Source organism: Bacillus salitolerans (genome assembly GCF_042680805.1).
Classification (GTDB): Bacteria; Bacillota; Bacilli; order Bacillales; family SA4; genus Bacillus_CJ; species Bacillus_CJ salitolerans.
On sequence record NZ_JBHUEM010000009.1, the window covers coordinates 60,313 to 79,111 of the forward strand.

At 35.9% G+C, this 18,799-nt stretch carries 19 protein-coding genes and 1 pseudogene; 1 reads left to right on the forward strand and 19 read right to left on the reverse strand.

What is annotated here, in order from left to right; all coding sequences use genetic code 11:
* Positions 1-32 precede the first annotated feature (32 nt).
* The gene (locus ACFSCX_RS08370) at positions 33-974 is read left to right on the forward strand and encodes a 4-hydroxy-3-methylbut-2-enyl diphosphate reductase (protein WP_377927741.1); all 942 of its coding nucleotides are present in this window, start codon (positions 33-35) and stop codon (positions 972-974) included.
* A 29-nt stretch (positions 975-1,003) separates the two neighbouring features.
* On the opposite strand, the gene ACFSCX_RS08375 is transcribed toward ACFSCX_RS08370, so the two are convergent.
* The 19 genes and pseudogenes from ACFSCX_RS08375 to yqfD all read right to left on the reverse strand — a co-directional run bounded on the left by ACFSCX_RS08375 (position 1,004) and on the right by yqfD (position 18,791).
* The gene (locus ACFSCX_RS08375) at positions 1,004-2,122 is read right to left on the reverse strand and encodes a Nif3-like dinuclear metal center hexameric protein (RefSeq protein WP_377927742.1); all 1,119 of its coding nucleotides are present in this window, start codon (positions 2,120-2,122) and stop codon (positions 1,004-1,006) included.
* Positions 2,119-2,832 carry a tRNA (adenine(22)-N(1))-methyltransferase gene (locus ACFSCX_RS08380; protein WP_377927744.1) on the reverse strand — a complete coding sequence of 238 codons (714 nt, stop codon included), beginning with the start codon at positions 2,830-2,832 and terminating at the stop codon, positions 2,119-2,121. The genes ACFSCX_RS08375 and ACFSCX_RS08380 overlap by 4 nt, the downstream gene beginning before the upstream one ends.
* Positions 2,833-2,999: 167 nt before the next feature.
* A complete protein-coding gene (gene cccA / locus ACFSCX_RS08385) occupies positions 3,000-3,356 on the reverse strand; it encodes a cytochrome c550 (protein ID WP_377927745.1) in 357 nt (118 codons plus the stop codon).
* Positions 3,357-3,610: 254 nt separating this feature from the next.
* A complete protein-coding gene (locus ACFSCX_RS08390; RefSeq protein ID WP_377927746.1) occupies positions 3,611-4,750 on the reverse strand; it encodes an acyl-CoA dehydrogenase family protein in 1,140 nt (379 codons plus the stop codon).
* Between the two features lie 113 nt (positions 4,751-4,863).
* Positions 4,864-5,421 (reverse strand): hypothetical protein, encoded by a 558-nt coding sequence (locus ACFSCX_RS08395; RefSeq protein ID WP_377927747.1) that lies wholly within the window; start codon positions 5,419-5,421, stop codon positions 4,864-4,866.
* Between the two features lie 66 nt (positions 5,422-5,487).
* On the reverse strand, positions 5,488-6,618 hold the full coding sequence (gene rpoD / locus ACFSCX_RS08400; RefSeq protein WP_377927748.1) for an RNA polymerase sigma factor RpoD: 1,131 nt from the start codon (positions 6,616-6,618) through the stop codon (positions 5,488-5,490).
* 45 nt (positions 6,619-6,663) lie between these two features.
* Positions 6,664-8,460, reverse strand: a complete 1,797-nt coding sequence (dnaG, locus tag ACFSCX_RS08405; RefSeq protein ID WP_377927749.1) for a DNA primase — start codon at positions 8,458-8,460, stop codon at positions 6,664-6,666.
* Positions 8,461-8,478: 18 nt separating this feature from the next.
* Positions 8,479-8,732 (reverse strand): annotated as a pseudogene (locus tag ACFSCX_RS08410) (DUF188 domain-containing protein).
* Between the two features lie 598 nt (positions 8,733-9,330).
* Positions 9,331-10,140 (reverse strand): pyruvate, water dikinase regulatory protein, encoded by an 810-nt coding sequence (locus tag ACFSCX_RS08415; RefSeq protein WP_377927750.1) that lies wholly within the window; start codon positions 10,138-10,140, stop codon positions 9,331-9,333.
* A gap of 20 nt (positions 10,141-10,160) precedes the next feature.
* Entirely contained in the window at positions 10,161-10,799 is a 639-nt protein-coding gene (locus tag ACFSCX_RS08420; RefSeq protein ID WP_377927751.1) for a helix-turn-helix transcriptional regulator, read from the reverse strand.
* Between the two features lie 152 nt (positions 10,800-10,951).
* The gene (recO, locus tag ACFSCX_RS08425) at positions 10,952-11,698 is read right to left on the reverse strand and encodes a DNA repair protein RecO (RefSeq protein WP_377927752.1); all 747 of its coding nucleotides are present in this window, start codon (positions 11,696-11,698) and stop codon (positions 10,952-10,954) included.
* Between the two features lie 31 nt (positions 11,699-11,729).
* Complete coding sequence (locus ACFSCX_RS08430) at positions 11,730-11,873, reverse strand: YqzL family protein (RefSeq protein ID WP_377927753.1); 144 nt, start codon at positions 11,871-11,873, stop codon at positions 11,730-11,732.
* Positions 11,874-12,026: 153 nt separating this feature from the next.
* A complete protein-coding gene (gene era, locus ACFSCX_RS08435; RefSeq protein ID WP_377927754.1) occupies positions 12,027-12,935 on the reverse strand; it encodes a GTPase Era in 909 nt (302 codons plus the stop codon).
* A complete protein-coding gene (locus ACFSCX_RS08440) occupies positions 12,916-13,329 on the reverse strand; it encodes a cytidine deaminase (protein ID WP_377927755.1) in 414 nt (137 codons plus the stop codon). Before ACFSCX_RS08440 ends, era begins: the two co-directional genes overlap by 20 nt.
* Before the next feature lie 70 nt (positions 13,330-13,399).
* Complete coding sequence (locus tag ACFSCX_RS08445) at positions 13,400-13,786, reverse strand: diacylglycerol kinase family protein (RefSeq protein ID WP_377927756.1); 387 nt, start codon at positions 13,784-13,786, stop codon at positions 13,400-13,402.
* Positions 13,786-14,256 carry an rRNA maturation RNase YbeY gene (ybeY, locus tag ACFSCX_RS08450; protein ID WP_377927757.1) on the reverse strand — a complete coding sequence of 157 codons (471 nt, stop codon included), beginning with the start codon at positions 14,254-14,256 and terminating at the stop codon, positions 13,786-13,788. The genes ACFSCX_RS08445 and ybeY overlap by 1 nt, the downstream gene beginning before the upstream one ends.
* Entirely contained in the window at positions 14,253-16,343 is a 2,091-nt protein-coding gene (locus tag ACFSCX_RS08455) for an HD family phosphohydrolase (RefSeq protein ID WP_417281901.1), read from the reverse strand. Before ACFSCX_RS08455 ends, ybeY begins: the two co-directional genes overlap by 4 nt.
* 295 nt (positions 16,344-16,638) lie before the next feature.
* On the reverse strand, positions 16,639-17,601 hold the full coding sequence (locus tag ACFSCX_RS08460) for a PhoH family protein (protein WP_377927759.1): 963 nt from the start codon (positions 17,599-17,601) through the stop codon (positions 16,639-16,641).
* 2 nt (positions 17,602-17,603) lie between these two features.
* Positions 17,604-18,791 carry a sporulation protein YqfD gene (gene yqfD, locus ACFSCX_RS08465; protein WP_377927760.1) on the reverse strand — a complete coding sequence of 396 codons (1,188 nt, stop codon included), beginning with the start codon at positions 18,789-18,791 and terminating at the stop codon, positions 17,604-17,606.
* Positions 18,792-18,799 lie beyond the last annotated feature (8 nt).

Consider the following 18,799-nt stretch of genomic DNA (forward strand, 5'->3'; position numbering starts at 1 on the left):
TACAACATGCTAGGGGAAAGGGGGACAAGAACGTGGAAGTAATAAAAATATCACCTAGAGGTTATTGTTATGGAGTTGTAGATGCAATGGTGATTGCCAGAAATGCTGCTCTTGATAAAAGCCTGCCACGGCCAATATATATATTAGGAATGATTGTTCATAATAGTCACGTTACCGAAGCATTTGAAGAAGAGGGAATCATAACATTAGATGGTCCCAATCGTTTAGAAATATTACAACAGGTTGAACAAGGGACGGTTATCTTCACAGCACATGGAGTTTCACCAGAGGTTAGAAAAGTGGCAAAAGAAAAAGGACTAACAACTATTGATGCAACATGTCCGGATGTAACCGTTACTCACGATTTAATTCGTGATAAGAAGGATGAAGGTTATGAATTTATTTACATTGGAAAAAAAGGCCATCCCGAACCTGAAGGTGCGGTTGGGATTGCGCCAAATATCGTCCACCTTGTAGAATCTGTTCAGGATGTTGAAGCCTTATCCATTCAAAATGATAAGATTATCGTAACAAATCAAACAACGATGAGTCAGTGGGATGTATTAGACATTATGGAAAAAGTCCAGGAAAAATATCCACATGTAGAGGTGCACAAGGAAATTTGTCTCGCAACCCAAGTTAGACAAGAAGCAGTTGCTGAACAAGCAAAGGAAGCAGATTTGCTTATTGTTGTTGGTGATCCAAAGAGTAATAACTCAAACCGTTTAGCGCAAGTTTCCGAACAGATAGCTGGTACAAAAGCGTATCGCATTTCTGACTTATCAGAGCTTAAGTTAGAGTGGTTACAAGGTATAACCAAGGTCGCAGTTACTTCTGGAGCATCTACACCAACTCCCATTACAAAAGAGGTCATCACGTTCTTGGAGCAATATGATCCTATAAAAGATGATACTTGGTTACTTCATACAACTGTCCCTAAGCACAAAATTTTACCGAAGGTTAAATCAAAATAAAAATAGCACCCAAAAAAGGGTGCTATTTTTTATCTGAAAGTAAAAGGATCTGTATCTACAGTTGATTTTAAAATTGAAACATTGAAATTTTTATGAAATGCTTCTTTTTCTAGCACAGAGGCAACACCATGAATCATTACTTTTTCAATATTATGACCCGGATCAACAATATTAAGCCCCAAAGCCATCGCGTCATGAGCTAGATGGTAGTAAATGTCTCCACTTACAAACACATCAGCCCCCGCAAAGTGGGCTTGTCTTATATATTTGTTTCCATCTCCTCCTAACACGGCAACCTTTTTTACTTTAGCATCTAATGGTCCTACAATTCGAACTCCTTTAACGTTTAGAGCTACCTTTACAAATTGAGCAAATTCATCTAGTGACATTTCTTGATCTAAATAACCTACTCTGCCTAAGCCTAATTGTGGACCTGCATTTTCAAGTGGATAAATATCATAGGCAACTTCCTCATAAGGATGTGCCAGTAACATTTGTCTAACCACTTGCTTTTGTAAGTTTTCAGGGAAAACGGTTTCAATTTTTACTTCATTTACACTTTCAAGATTTCCTGTAGACCCTATGTAAGGATTCGTTCCTTGCTCTGGTAAAAAGGATCCTATTCCCTGACTTGAAAAAGAACAGTGACTATAGTTACCGATATGACCTGCCCCAGCCTTTCCTAAGGCATCCTTAACTTGATCTGAGTGATCTTTTGGGACGAAAACCACTAACTTTTTTAACTTTGTAGTATGAGTTGCTGATAAAAAGGTTACGTTTTTTAGTTTTAACGCGTCCGCAAGTAAATCATTAACACCGCCGTTTGTTATATCTAAATTCGAATGAGCTGAATATATAGCTATATCATGCTTCACACACTTTTCAATGATTCTACCTGTAGTTGAGTCTGTTCTTACATTCTTTATTGGTCTAAAAATAGGTGGATGATGAGAGATAATTAAATCTATGTTTTTCTCAATTGCTTCGTCAACAACCGTTTCTAGTACATCAAGAGTAACCATGACATTATGTATTTGTTTATGTAATGTTCCAATTTGCAATCCAAACTTGTCATCTTCAAACGCTAGTGACATAGGTGAAAATCGCTCAAATATTTCTATGATTTCAAAACCATTAGGTACTTTCACTTAATCTCCTCCTCAACGAAATGGATATTTTTTCTTACCTCATCCATTTTTTCTAAAAGCTCGTCCGACACTTTTGCCTCTTTCATTTGTTTGAGTATGCGTTCCCAGTTCTTTTTTTCGGCTGTCCATTTCTTAATGAAGCTCGGGTTCTTTTCTTTAGACAGAAATGGTCCAAGGAGTAGTTCCTTCTCTAAATTCCCTTCTGTATATGAGACAAGGGGATTCCCTGTTCTTTCAGCCACTAAGATTTCATATATCTTTTCATCCTCTTCTAAAATCTCCTCTTGAATTAATGACCAGTTGTTATCGATTAGCCACTTTCGAACAGAGATAGACGATATATTAGGTTGTAGGATAAGTCTTTTTATATTGGATAATTTATCCTTCCCCTCTTCAAGTATGGATGCAATAAGTGCTCCTCCCATACCACAAATTGTAATAACATCTACCTCGCCTGAATGTACAACCTCTAGACCATTTCCTTTTCTCACCTTTATTTTTTCTGTCAGCTGCAGGCGCTCGATTTGATTTTTAGCTGTATGATACGGACCATCTACTACTTCGCCTGCGATTGCAAATGTGATAAATCCATTTAAAAATGAATACGCTGGTAAGTACGCATGATCTGATCCAATATCAGCTAACTTACTCCCCCGCGGAATCAAGGCTGCAACCGCTTCTAAACGCTTCGATAATTTTAATTCATTCATACTAACACACCGCTTTCACTTTCTTGTCGTTATCATCATCATAAACATTCCAGGCTTTCGTTTCAACCTATGTAGTCTAGAGGATTTAATGGCCCCTTTATAAACATCTTTAGTTACAAGAAAAAGAAAAAAGGCCTTTGCAAAAAGCAAAAACCTTTTGTGTCTTGTTATTTCTTTTCAGCTAACCATTCAGCTAAAATTTTCGCTTTTTCAGCATCAACAATACCAGGAGGCATTGTGCCTTGACCTTTTAGGATTACACCTTCAATGTGAGCAGCATCATATTTGCTTCCAATGTTAGCAAGAGCAGGTCCAATGGTACCTTGCAATTGATCCCCGTGACAGCTTATACAGCTTGCTGCATAAATTTCATCTGGAGTTGCTGGTTCTGCTATTTCTCCGGCACCTTCGTCACCATGTGCCATTTCATCCATATTATCTAACCCAACGAATGAAAGAAGAAACATTAGTCCAATTCCCAAGAAAGCAATTAGTGCAAATGGTATTAATGGATTACGATTCATGTGAGTTTCCCTCCTTATGTAAAAATCATCATTCATCCTATGCAGAGTAATTCAATACAAGATCATGTCTTACTCTTTACCACATTTAATATAGCATAGTAGAACAGAATAAACCTAATAATATTTTATACAAACAACCTCTATTTTACTTGAAAAAATAGAGAAGTAAAAGACCAAATGTACAAGTTCACTAAAATTCACGAAATGTACAAAAAATCTCACCAATTTCGGTGAGATTTTTTGATGCATATTAATTAACAGCCAATTTCTCGAGCAATGACGATACGTTGAACTTCAGAAGTACCTTCACCTATTTCTAACAATTTCGCGTCTCTCATATAGCGTTCAACATGGTAATCACGCATATAACCATTACCACCATGGATTTGAACAGCCTGACTTGTTACCTCCATACAAATCTCAGAAGCATATAGTTTACACATAGAAGCTTCCTTAGAAAAAGGACGGCCTTGATCCTTCAGCCATGCAGCTTTATAAACCATATTTCGGGCAAGCTCAATTTTCATTGCCATATCAGCTAATTTAAATTGGATGACTTGAAATTTTGAGATTGGTGAGCCAAATTGTTTGCGTTCCTTTGCATAAGCAAGCGCTTTTTCATAGGCTGCTTGTGCAATCCCAACTGCCATAGCACCAATACCAATTCTTCCTCCATCTAATGTAATTAAAAATTGCTTAAAGCCTTCTCCTCTTTTACCTAAAAGATTTTCTTGAGGAACTCTAACATCTTCTAATACCAACTCTGTTGTGTTAGAAGAATGTAAGCCCATTTTTTCATAATTATCGATCACCTTGAATCCTTGTGAATCTGTTGGAACGATAATCGCGCTAATTTCTTTTTTATCTCCATCTCTTCCAGTTATTGCAGTCAATGCTAAATATTTTGCATAACTTGCATTTGTTATATAACATTTATTTCCGTTAATAATGTAGTCTGTACCATCCTCTACAGCTTCAGTTTTTGTTCCGCCAGCATCTGATCCTGCATTAGGTTCTGTTAACCCGAATGCACCAAGTGATTCCCCAGAGCAAATAGAAGGTAAATAGGTTTTCTTTTGTTCCTCTGAACCAAACATGGCGATTGGAGCTCCACCAAGTGAGATGTGTGCTGAATATGTAATTCCAGTCGATCCACAGGCACGGCTTAGTTCCTCAACGACGATAGCAAAGCTTATAGTATCAGCACCAGCTCCACCATATTCTTCTGGAAATGGTAAGCCCATCATACCTAATTCGCCAAGCTTATGAAAAATTTCTTTCGGGAACTGTTTATCTTTATCTCTTTTTTCGGCTCCTGGAGCAACTTCCTCATTTGCAAATTCCCTAATCATTTTTTGCAAAATCTGCTGCTCACCAGTTAAGTCAAAATTCATGCTTTCCCCTCCCGGTTTTGTATACGTTTACATTAATGTTACCTTTTTCATTATAAGGAAAACCAGGAATTTTCACAACATTTGAAACATTTTTTCATATAATTTTTATCAAACTAATTGATAGTAGAAGTAACAATAAGATAGAAAATGAACAATATTAATGCCGCAATTCCAGAAACCCTTAAGTAAGTTAGTTTTGAAAGCCGACCAATTAAATACCAGATTACACAATGAAAGACAATAACCGTTCCTATTATATAGGCTGACCTTCCAAAAAAATATTCAGTAAGAAACACTGTATTTAAGAAAAAAAGGAGCAAGCTAAAAACTAAAAAAAACGTAAGGTATAACCGGTTTTTCTTCCAATATACAATTGATAAAATAATTGAAATGCCCATTATTAAACTTTTTATGGTGATTTGCAAAACAAAATTGAATTCAGTAAAATAAACAAAAAGGAAACTAATTGGTAAACCTAACATAATAAAAAAGGGTAAGTACTGTAACCATGCTGACATACTAAATTTTCTTGTCTTATGACCGTTCTTTGATTCATGCTCACCTTCAGAATATAAGGTTAGCAGAAAATCACAATACTGTTCCGGTAGTAATCGGCTTTTCTTCCAATATTCAATTTCATTCATAATAATTTCTTTTCTATGTTTATTCATTTAATTCCTCACAAAAAAATAGTTTACTTCAATTGTAAGAAGTAAACTATGTCATGTAAATATATTTTATTCTAAAAAGTCTTTTAATCGTTTGCTTCTGCTTGGATGGCGTAGTTTTCGTAATGCTTTTGCTTCAATTTGTCTAATACGCTCACGTGTTACACCAAAGACTTTACCTACTTCTTCCAATGTTCTAGTTCTGCCATCATCAAGTCCAAACCGCAGTCGTAAGACGTTTTCTTCGCGATCAGTTAAAGTATCTAAAACATCTTCTAACTGTTCTTTCAGTAGTTCATATGCTGCATGTTCAGAAGGTGAAGTAGCATCCTGGTCTTCGATGAAGTCGCCTAAATGAGAATCATCTTCTTCTCCAATTGGCGTTTCTAAAGAAACTGGTTCCTGAGCAATTTTTAAAATTTCCCTAACCTTATCTGGAGTTAAATCCATATCTTCTGCAATTTCTTCTGGAGATGGTTCTCTTCCAAGGTCTTGCAAGAGTTGACGCTGAACTCTAATTAATTTATTGATGGTTTCAACCATATGAACAGGAATACGGATTGTTCTAGCCTGGTCTGCAATAGCTCTTGTAATGGCTTGACGAATCCACCAAGTCGCATACGTACTAAATTTGAAACCTTTATCATAATCGAATTTTTCAACAGCCTTAATCAGTCCCATGTTTCCTTCTTGGATTAGATCAAGAAATAGCATTCCGCGTCCAACATAGCGTTTTGCTATACTTACCACTAAGCGAAGATTTGCTTCAGCTAAACGACGTTTTGCCTCTTCGTCTCCCTGTTCAATTCTTTTTGCTAGCTTAATTTCTTCTTCGGCTGACAATAAGTCTACTCGTCCAATTTCTTTTAAATACATTCGGACAGGATCATTTATTTTTACACCAGGAGGTACACTTAAATCATTTAGGTCAAACTCTTCTTCCTCTTTTGCTAGCTCCTGTATATTTGGGTCCTCTTCCCCATCACCATCACCAATTATTTCAACACCTTGTTCTCCAAGGTATTCATAATACTCATCCATTTGGTCTGATTCAATTTCAAACCCAGACATCTTATCGGCAATTTCCTCATAAGTCAGTACTCCGCGCTTTTTCCCTAAATCAACTAATTGTTCTTTTACTTGGTCAAGGGTTAACTCTTCTGTATCAACTTCTACTTGCTTTGCTGGTTTTTCCGCCATAAGATCCCCTCCTTCCAAAATATTGCGAGGTATAATAAGTCCTTATTATTTAAGTTCTTTTCGCATCTTAATAATTTCCATTTCAATTTGTGCGGCCATTACATATTCATTTCTTCGTTCAGCATCTCTTCGCTCTGATTCTTTCTCTTTTATCTTTAACATTTTGGGATAATTCAACACCTGTTTAATATAATCAGATAACTCTAGTTCCGATATCTCTTCATTAAGAGTTAGCATAGATAGCTCTGAAATCATTCGTTGAAGATTTTGCTCCTGGATTCTACTCAATAATGCATTGACATTAGGAGGGTTTCCCTCTTCATAAAAAGCATAAAGGTATGCAGCAATTGCACTATGCTCTTCAATGTTAAATAGCCCATTAAGCGTATTCTGTACCTTACTAGCGACTTCCGCGTCCCTTAACATGTGAGCAAGTAATAGTCGCTCAGCATTATGAAAAGCCGGTAGCATTCTTTTTTGTAATATTGGCCTATTAGCTATATTATTTCTTGATACAGGGCTGTTATCCCTCTTTTTATTCTGTTTATATACTTGAAATTGTTGAGATTTCAAAGCATCGAGTGAGATCTCGAATTCCTCAGAAAGCTGACGCAGATAATGATCCCTTTCAACTGGTTTATCAAGCTTAGAAACCTCTCGTAAGATATTATCTATATAAGAGATTTTATCCGACTCATCCTTTAGGTCTTTACCGCGTCTATAATATTGCATTTTAAATCCCATGAGCGTGACACTAGCCCCTATTACATCAGTCCTAAATTTCGTTTCTCCAAATTTACTGATGTAGTCATCAGGATCGTAACCATCCGGCATAATCGCAATTTTGATTTCACAGCCAGCATCCTTTAGCATTTCAGATGCCCTAAAAGCTGCTTCCACACCTGCTTTATCAGAATCGTAGCAAATGATGACTTGATCCACATTCCTGCGGATGATACGTATTTGCTCATCCGTCAATGCTGTTCCCATTGTGGCAATTGCGTTGGATATTCCTGCACGGTGAAGCGCGATAGTATCTAAGAATCCCTCTAATAGGATTGCGTGTTGCTTTTTTCTGATGTGAGACCTTGCTAGGTGGAAGCCATAAAGAACTTTACTCTTTTGAAAAATAGTGGTTTCAGGACTATTTAAATATTTAGGCTCTCCATCCTCGATTATTCGACCACTAAAAGCAATAACATTCCCTTGTAAGTCCCAAATAGGAAACATAATTCTGTTTCGAAATCGATCATAGAATGTTCCTTCTTGACTTTTAATGGCAATCCCAGCTTGTTCCAATAGCTCATAGGAAAATCCACGTTTATGTAAAAACTTAATGGCAAAATCTTTGGAGGATGGAGCATAACCTATTGTAAAGTTTTCTATAGTCTCTTTCGTAAATCCTCGATTATTTAAATATTGTAAAGGTTTACTTCCTTCCTTTGTGTTTACGAGCAAATGATGATAAAATTTCTTTAGAAGCTCATGAGCTTCTACCATTTTCTCAGCGATTGTAGATGTTTGTGTCTTTTCAGTGATTGTTTCAATTTCTGGAATGTCAATATTTGTCCTCTTTGCCGCACTTTGAACAGCTTCTAAAAAAGAGAAGCCTTCAATTTCCATTAAAAAAGAGAATACATTACCACCAGCTCCACATCCGAAGCAGTGATAAATTTGTTTCTCCGGTGATACAGAAAAGGATGGTGATTTCTCACCATGAAATGGGCAAAGCCCAAAATAGTTTCTTCCTTGTTTCTTCAATTGAACATATTCACTAACGACGTCTACAATGTCTATTGTACCTCGAATCTTTTCGATAATATCTTCAGAAATTCGATTCACGGCTACACAACTCCATTGTTAATTATTTCGATGTGAATCTATTTTCTCCTTCAAGATTCGACAATTTTTTTCTAATGTTTGAATAAAGTTCTTTCTATCTTCACTTGAATAGGAGCTAGGTCCCTTTGTATAGAATCCTTTTCTTCTTTCCTTAGCAAAAATATATCTCATATTAAAGCTAAATCGATTGATTCTTCTGAAAACTGCCTTCCTTTTGGAGAAATTACATGAATCCCTTTCCCTAATAAACCAATAACCTGTGTAACAACCATATCATCTTTTTTTAGAGTGAATCATAATATACATATCTGCTTCTTTATTCGCATCTACGTATATCCAAGTACCACCAATTGTATTTGTTACAACATGAGCGTAAGAAGCAATTAAGGGTTACCTCTATATGGGACTTTTCAGCTAGTTGTAGATTCTCACTTTTTACGGACACGCATCTGCATCAACCAAAATTCGATAATTTTTTTTTGTCATATTTCACTATTCTACATCCCTCCAAATATTCCTTCAATCTATTAACATGTTTTAAATTTCTGAATTTTTGTCGAATAGGTGGTAAGTTTGTAAAATGTCATTACAGAAAAAGAATCTTTTTTCATAAAAAAAGTACATTTACCTCTTGACAAATGTTCTACAATTAGTTTATTCGTATTTTACTAAGTCTAAACATATTTTTTATCAATTTATCCTGTTTATCACAATTTTTTATTATATTACAGGTGAATTTTTTTTCTAGTTAAAAATTTGATTGCGTATAGAAATCATAAAAAAAACTTGGTCCGACTCGAAGAATGCGCTTTTGTATATGTCCCTATTTATTGTTCAGAAAAAAATACACTTCAAAATATTGAAGTGTAATCATTTATACGTTTGATAGTATAGATTTAATATGACATTAGCTGTTTCCTCAACAGCTTTATTTGACACATCAATAACTTGGCAGCCAATTTTGTTTGAAACCTTTTCAAAATATTCCAGTTCATTTTTGATACGTTCAATGTTTGCATAGCTAGCCTGATCGTTCAGACCAAGTGCTTTTAGACGTTCCTTACGTATGTGATTCAGTTTATCTGGGCTGATTTTCAACCCAAAGCAACGGGAAGCTTGAACTTTATATAATTCTTCAGGAGGGTCTACCTCTGGTACTATAGGTACGTTCGCAACCTTTAGTCTTTTGTGCGCTAAGTATTGAGACAATGGTGTTTTAGATGTACGAGAAACTCCGACTAGGACAATATCGGCACGCATAATTCCTCTCGGATCCCTTCCATCATCATACTTCACAGCAAATTCGATAGCCTCAACCTTTTTAAAATAGTCTTCATCTAACTTTCTAACATTTCCAGGTTCACAAAGAGGCTTAATACCAGTAGTTTCTTGCAATGAGTCAATAAGTGGCCCAATAATGTCTATCGCGATTACTCCATCCTTTTTTGCTTCTTCAAGGAGAAAGGTTCGCATTTCGGGGATAACGAGAGTGTACACGATAATTGCATGATTTAGCTTTGCCAAAGAGACCACTTCTTTTAAAGTACTAACGTCTTCTACAAAAGGCGTTCTCCTAATATCACAATTGGTGGTTTGAAATTGGCTAATGGCTGCTTTTACGACTAATTCAGCCGTTTCTCCAACTGAATCTGATACGACATAGATGATTTGTTTGCTCATCTCACTCCTCCATTCTAGCGTTATAACATTTCATCATTTCCAAGATCTACAAGAGCTTTCGTCATATTTGTTTTTGTTAGTCTACCAACAACCTCTAATCCCTTTTCAGTCTCTTTTATAACTGGTACAGCATCAATTTGCTTATCAATTAACCATTTTGCTACATCGATCAATAAATCTTCTCGCTTGCAAACTGTTATATTGGGCATTCTTGTCATGATGATATTTACTGGGATACTGGTTAGTTCCTGTTTTCCTAAACTAGCACGTAACAAATCTTTTCTTGATAAAACTCCTACAAGGTTTGCCTCTTTATTGACTACAAAGAGAGTACCGACATCCTCAAGAAACATCGTACAAATTGCATCGTAAACAGACACGTTTTCATCGACAACTACGGGTATAGATTGATAATCTTTTACCTGTATTTTTTTTATTTTTTCACTTAATAATTGTGCACCAGTCTTCCCGGTATAAAAATAGCCAACTCTTGGTCTTGCATCTAAATATCCTGCCATTGTTAAAATAGCTAAGTCTGGTCTTAAAGTTGCTCTTGTCAAGTTTAATCTGTCTGCAATACTCTCACCTGTTATAGGTCCATTGTCTTTCACAATTTGAAGAATGAGCTCTTGCCTCTTATTAAGTTCTATTGGTATCACCACCTTATGATCAAAAAGCCAATGTGTTATACTTTTTTGTATTATTATATCTTATTACATGAAATTTTGGCTACAATTGAATTTCTCCAAAATAGAGAAACCCTCGGTTTACGAATAGAGACCGAGGGTTTTTAGCTATTTGTACTAGTGAATCATAGTTTAAATTTCTCAAGTTGATTTAAAAATCGCTTTGATTTTAGTGATAATCCGGAATATTCGTCATAAAAATTTGAAATGACTGCTTTTAGTTCTCGTTTTGTTTCATCTTTAACTGTGATGTTTCCTAATCTTCTTATATCAAAAGCGTGAAACAATCTCAATAACCTCACCGTTGCAGGCGAAATCTGAAGATGATTCGGATCTTTACCTGCACATTTATGACATATAAAACCGCCTTCTGAAATAGAGAATGAGAATTTGGCTTCAATTTCCTTACAGCTTATGCAGCTACTTAAGTGAGGATATAATCCGATAACCTGAAGCATCTTAATCTCAAAAATCATAGTAACAATTTCAAAATCTAATCCTTCGTTTATATAATGTAAGGATTGATGTAATAATTCAAATAAGTATGGATTGGCTTTCCGATCATCGACAGCTTTATCAGTGAGTTCCACAATGTATGATGCATAAGCTGTTAGGCTGATATCGCTTTTGATTTGTTTCATATTTGAGATACTTTCACCTTGTTGAAGAGTACCAAGGCCAGAGCTAGGAATATATACAAAATAACCGTAAGTAAATAATTGTGAGATTGCCGATAGCCTACTATTGGTTTTTTTTGCACCTCTTGCCATCACACCAATTTTACCTAACTCCCTAGTAAAGATGGTTAATATTTTGTTTGTTTCTCCGTAATCATTTGTCCTAATTATTATACCTTCTATTTTTTGAATCAAACTGTCACCTTCCAAAGCAACAGAGACAAGGTCAGGAGATTGGTGAATCTACTTCTGCTAGCTCCTCGTTAAAATCATCGGTTCTTGTTTCATTCTCCTTTTCAAGTTCCTTAAAAAGAAGGTACGTATCAATATTACCTGTCTCACTAAACACTTTCCAGGTAAAATGTAGCATAAGAACCCCACCTTTCTGTTATTCAACTAGCAACTACTAAATCCAATTCCTTAAGACTTATCATGACCTTTCTGTACTTGTTTCATGTGAGATAAATATTGTTAATATTTTTTTTAGGAAAAGATGTATATCGAATAAAAACCTTAATAGAGATTAGTATTCGTCTTCTCTAAAGCCATAATCACGTAATTGCGCCATCTTATTTCTCCAGTCTTTTTGCACCTTTACCCAAAGTTCCAAAAACACTTTCGAACCGAGCAAAGCTTCTATATCTTGCCTTGCTCTTTTCCCGATTTCTTTCATCATCGAACCTTGCTTCCCAATAATAATTCCTTTTTGTGAGGATCGTTCTACTATGACAGTTGCACTGATATAAACAGTGTTTCCATCATCGCGTCTTTCCATCGCATCCATTACAACAGCTATAGAGTGTGGCACTTCTTCTCTTGTTAAGTGTAATACCTTCTCTCTTATCAATTCTGTCACAATAAATCTTTCTGGGTGATCTGTCACTTGATTTTCAGGGTAATATTGTGGTCCTTCTGGTAAATATTTTTTAATAAGCCCTATCAATGTCTCAATATTGTTACCTTGGAGGGCCGAGATGGGAACAATTTCTGCAAAGTCATGTTTGAGTTTATACTCTTCTATAATAGCTAACAACTGATCAGGGTGAACTTGATCAATTTTGTTTAATGTTAAAAATACTGGAGTATTAGTATGTTTTAATTTTTCAATAATGAATTCATCACCGCGACCAAAGCCTTCCTCCACATTAACCATGAATAGTACAATATCTACTTCTTTTAACGTATTTTGGGCAACCTTCATCATAAAGTCACCTAGCTTATGTTTTGGTTTATGAATACCTGGTGTATCTATAAAAATGATTTGTGCCTCATTTTCAGTGTAAACACCTTGAATTTTATTCCTTGTCGTCTGTGGCTTATCACTCATTATCGCTATCTTTTGACCAACTACTTTATTTAAGAAAGTAGACTTACCTACATTTGGGCGACCAATGATTGATACAAAGCCAGATCTATACTCTTCCTTTGTCATCTTCCATATCCTCCGCTGAAAATGCTCCTGGTAGTAATTCTGCGACAGTAATTTCTTGCACATCTCCCTTTAGATTTGTCAAGTATACCTTCGTATCTTTAGAACACAGCTCTGAAATCACTTGCCTACAAGCCCCACATGGCGGAACTGGTCGATCGGTATCTGCTACTACTGCTATAGCTTCAAAATCCTTATCACCTTCTGAAATCGCTTTGAATAAGGCAGTTCTCTCTGCACAGTTCGTCATGCTATATGCTGCATTTTCTATATTACAACCTTTGTACACTGTTCCATCCTTAGTTAGGAGTGCAGCACCCACTTTAAATTTTGAGTAAGGGACATACGCTCTTTCTCTTGCTTCTTTTGCTTCAACAATTAGTTTGTCAATGTTCACACTTATACTTCCTTTCAGTCATCGCTTGGCGACTATCTATATTTTACCTTATTTTCCTTAACTTTTCACGTTAAATAGTTAGAAAATTTAAAATATTAATCCATATTTTTTGGCCTATAATGATGATGCCAATCAGAACTGACACAATCGCAAAGACAAAAACAGCTCCTGCCGCTAAATCCTTAGCTTGCTTAGCTAATGGATGATACTCGTTTGTCACTAAATTGACAGCGCGTTCTATCGCAGAATTTAGTAATTCTAATGATAGCATGCCACCTATTAACATAATAATTAGACTCCATTCCCACCTTTCAAGATCAAGGAACCATGCAAGAGCCAATGTAAGAACAGCTACAACTGTATGGATTCTAATATTTTTTTCTGTTTTATAGGCATGAATCACTCCTTCAATGGCAAAGCGAAAGCTGTTTTTAAGACGTGTGAATTCTCGCCTCATTACCTTGTTAGTCCGTATTCGTTTAATATTTGCGTTTGTAAGGAAAACATAACCTTCTCATCTTCTTCATTCACATGATCATAACCTAATAAATGTAGAAACCCATGGACAGCTAAAAAACCTAGTTCTCTCATAAATGAATGTCCATATTCATCTGCTTGCTCTATAGCCTTTTGAGTTGATATAATAATATCCCCTAAATGCCTTGGTTGATTCGCACCAACAATAACGGTTTCTCCCACACCAAGCTCCTCAAGTGCAAATGAAATAACGTCTGTTGGTTGATCCTTATCACGATACTCCCTGTTTATTTCTTGTATACGTTCATTATCCACAAATGTGACAGATAGTTCTGTTCCATCATCTATCTCTTTCATATTTGCTGCAAAGTTTAAGATGCTCTCAACCTCAGAAATAATCGATTGTTCTAGCTCTTCTGTCTCATCTAAAAAGTCAATCAATAGTTTCATGCTTCTTTCACCTTCTGCTTCGTCATTTCTGGATACTCAATTCGCGAATGAAAAATCCCCTGCATCGTTTCACAAAAAGATTTTGAAATAATATCTAGTTCTTTCATTGTTATATCACACTCATCCAACTGGCCATCTTGAAGTCGGTCATTAATGATATTTTTCACGATTGACTCAATTTTTTGTGGAGAAGGATTAGTCATAGAGCGAACAGCTGCTTCCACACTATCAGCAATTCCAATAATAGCCGTCTCCTTTGTTTGTGCTTTAGGACCAGGGTATCTAAATTCTGATTCATCAATTTCATTATCATTATTTTCGCTTGCTTTATGAAAAAAATACTTCAGAAGAGTCGTACCATGATGCTGTTCAGCAATATCAACAATTTCCCTTGGGATTTTATATTGTCTGAGCATTTCAGCACCGTCTGTTGCATGTGAAATTATAATCGTTTTACTCAGCTGTGGTGAAATCTTATCATGTGGATTATCTCTGTTCATCTGATTTTCAATAAAAAACTGTGGACGCCTCGTTTTTCCAATATCATGATAATAGGCTCCTACTCTCGCAAGAAGACCATTTGCTCCTATTGCTTCACAAGCTGCATCAGATAGATTAGCGACCATAACACTATGATGATAGGTTCCAGGGGTTTCTGTTAGTATTTTACGAAGTAAAGGATGGTTTGGATTGGACAATTCAATTAGCCTCATCGTTGATAAGATTCCAAATCCTGCCTCGAAGAATGGCATTAACCCAATTGCCAATACAGCTGACACTATACCCGACAAGAGTGCCATTATAAAAAATGGTGTACTATCTAAAGAAAGAATATTTCCATTTTTTAGCAGAATGATTGCCAAGACTAACACAACATTAATCATACCTACAAGTGTTCCTGCTTGTAAAATTTTCGAACGTTGATTATGTTTCCCGAGAAATAATACACCACTTATACAGCCAATCAGAAAGTAAATTCCAATTGCAAAATTAAATGTGCTAGAAATTCCTCCATTAAAAATAATACTCCCGCACACTGCGAGAATCATACTTGCAAGAATGGCGAGTCTTTCATTTATTAATAACTTTATTAAGATAGCCCCCATTGCAACCGGTACTACGTATCCTATTTCGGAATAGTTCATCTTTTGAAATAAACTAATAATCTTCATTAAGACAATCGTGATTGAACATGTTAATACATATATCATTAAATACCGAACATCTTGGCTCTTGTCATCCCTAAAGTAAAAGTAAACTGCACTTAGTAAGAGTAATATAAACAAGGATAGTCCTATAAATGGTGAGTTCGTATCTTTATTTGCTAATAGCCCTGCCAAGTCAAGCTTTCGATAGGCTTCACTATTAATTACATCCCCTTCTTTAACGATAATCTCACCTTGCAAAATATACACAGGTTCAACCGCATCCATCGCAGCTTGTTTCTTTGCCTCAGTTGCTTCCTTATCAAACACAACATTTGGAATAATGGCATTTTTACAGATTTCAATTGTTGCCTTTTTAACTGGGTCATTAACATTCATGAACCTCAGTTCAGTATCAACATTTTCACGTGCGGCTTCTATTTCTTTAATCTCCACTCTATTCGACATAATAGTGTTTACGGCGGTAACTGCATGATCCCTAGCAACGATGCGTTGTTCAGGTGTTGCATTAAACAATGCCTCTAGAGTGGCCCTTGAGAGATCTTGATGAATTTTCACTTCATCAGGTAACTTCTCATTTAATAAAGCCATTTTTTCTGAGAAGCTCGCTTGAGGAATCACCTGTCCTTGAGCTTCGGTTGACGATTCTTCTGTATTATCGGAATCGTCCTCTGCTATTGCTTGCTCTTGTAATTTTATGTCAACTTCATTAAATGCCTTGAATAAAGCATCAATTAAATCTACTTGGTTTTGAGCATAATCCTTTTTTAATGAATACGTATCCTTTACTTGCTCCACGGCATCTCTTCTTTTTTCCTCGGTTTGGAAAGGGTCGGCTATGGTCCCTGGAGAAACAATTGTTTTCTCAGCATTCGCATATAGCTTTAACTCTAATTTTTCAGGACGAATATTGCTATACATTGCAAAGAACAGTACAAAAGCAAATACAAGATACAATCCCGTCTTTAAAAAGTGTTCATTCTTAAATGCTTTGATAAAGTTAAGAATGTTCTTCCAAGCTGCCAAGGAAATCCCTCCCTAATACCATTACAAAACGAATAAATGCTAAGTAGTCAACTAGCGTATCCTCTAGGTATAATGTTAGTACAAGCATAACATGGATTGTTAGAAGTTCATAACAATTTCCTACAATGAGGTTTTTTACAATATTATACCTTAAACAAGAAGAAAAAAGGCACCTTTTGGATGCCTTTTCTTAATTGTCTGATTCCTCATATGCTTGAATGATTTTTTGAACAAGTGGGTGACGAACAACATCTGATTGCTCTAGATATACAAATGAAATCCCACTTACATGATTCAATATTCGATCAGCAATCACTAATCCGGAAGTGTTGCCTTTCGGTAAGTCAACCTGAGTCATATCCCCAGTAATCACCATTTTCGAACCAAACCCGAGCCTGGTTAGAAACATTTTCATTTGTGCCATTGTAGTATTTTGCGCCTCGTCTAATATAACAAAGGCATCATCAAGCGTTCTCCCTCTCATATAAGCTAGCGGAGCAATCTCGATCGTACCACGTTCTATCATACGTAGTGTATGCTCTTGACCGAGGACATCATGAAGAGCATCGTATAATGGTCTTAAGTAAGGATCAACCTTTTCCTTAAGATCACCAGGTAAAAAGCCTAAACTTTCTCCAGCCTCGACAGCTGGTCTTGTTAAAATGATTTTCTTCACATGGCCATTTTTTAAAGCAGTAACAGCCATTACAACTGCTAGATATGTTTTTCCCGTGCCCGCTGGACCGATACCAAATACAAGATCATTTCGTTTAATCGCGTTAATATATTGTCTTTGTCCTAATGTTTTAATTCTAATTGATTTTCCTTTTGCATTTTTTGCAATTTCATCTTCGTATAGTTCAAGAAATTGTTTCATTTTTCCTGATGTAGCTAATTGAACTGCATATACTACATCTCGTTCTGAAATGGTAATTCCTTTTCGAATAACCTCAAGTAAACCTTGTAGCACCTCTTCTACAATCTTAACCTTATCAGAGTCAGAAGAAACGAGTACCGATTCTCCTCTAGTCACGATAGAAACATCTAGGAGCTCTTCAAGTCTCTTTAAATGTGCATCTTGATTACCAAATAAAGCTACCGCTTCATTCGTGTTCTCTACTTGTTGGTTGATCATTACAAATTCTTCTGGCATTCTTAGTCTCCTTGGATAATTGGTTGTCCGACTGATATTTCTTCTAAAACTTGGTAGTGAATACTTAAGTTTACTTTACCATTGTTAATGGATTGGCGCAAAACTTTTTCGCCTTTAATCATAGCATGTTCATCTAACCTCTGTTTTATTTCTTTTCGGCCATTCGCCATGGCAGTTTTGATTGCTTCTTCTTCTGAATACACTCTTTCAACCTGTTCACTCTCTAAAACCACTTTCTTTTTATACCCTATCGGCACGTCCCACTTTAAAAATCGAAAGGATTTATATTCTAGATCTGTTTGATATTCTGAAAATTTATGCTTCCCAAAGCCCCAAACTGGTAGATCAAAGTGGAAAAATCTAATATAATGAGTCGTTTTTGATGAGCCGGTCAACACACGAAAGGTCGTTTTTAAGGGTACTGAAACATGAGCTTCATACCACGTTTCCCCCATTATTTCCCCCCTAGCGCTTACGACCTTTGTTTGACCTTCCTTTCCAATAAATCCAGAAACAAGCAAATCTCCTTCTTTTACATAGTCATTGATAGCTACTAGCGGCTGACCTTCTTCAACAAACATATTCGTTATAATTGCCTTCTTTTTCGCTACTAAATGCCTTGGACTGAAATACTCTGTTTCCTTTGGTTGATTTTTTTCAACAACCTGGAAGTGATAGGTCGTCCCATTTAATTCCACACCAACCCACGTAATATTTTGTATCTTTTCAGATAAATGCTTTTGTACCGACTCCACGTCCTCTACCAAAAATTGAAATGTTCCCGCCTTAATCCCCATTGCTTGAAGTTCTTTTCGAATTATATGCTCTGTTTCTGGCTTGGCCCCTTCTATTTCTATTCCCCAAACCATATTTGATAAGATAAAAAGAATAAAAATACAAAAGACTGTCCCAATCATAAAACCACTGTTATAGAATGCTCTTCTAATTAAAAACGGAACTCCCCCGCCTTTTAAAAACTTTAGTTTACAATCATTTTTTCGAACAATTCTTCTTAACTTATGTACATCTGATAGGTGGAGGGAGCATGTTACAGAAGAATCCTTTTGCTTATTGACCTCCCAAATCATAATATTCTGACGAACGCATTCATTAATGAACCTTTCAATTCCCTTGCCATATATTTTTATTTTTACATGCCCTGAGAAAAAGTTTGTCCATTGATTCTTCATACAAAAAA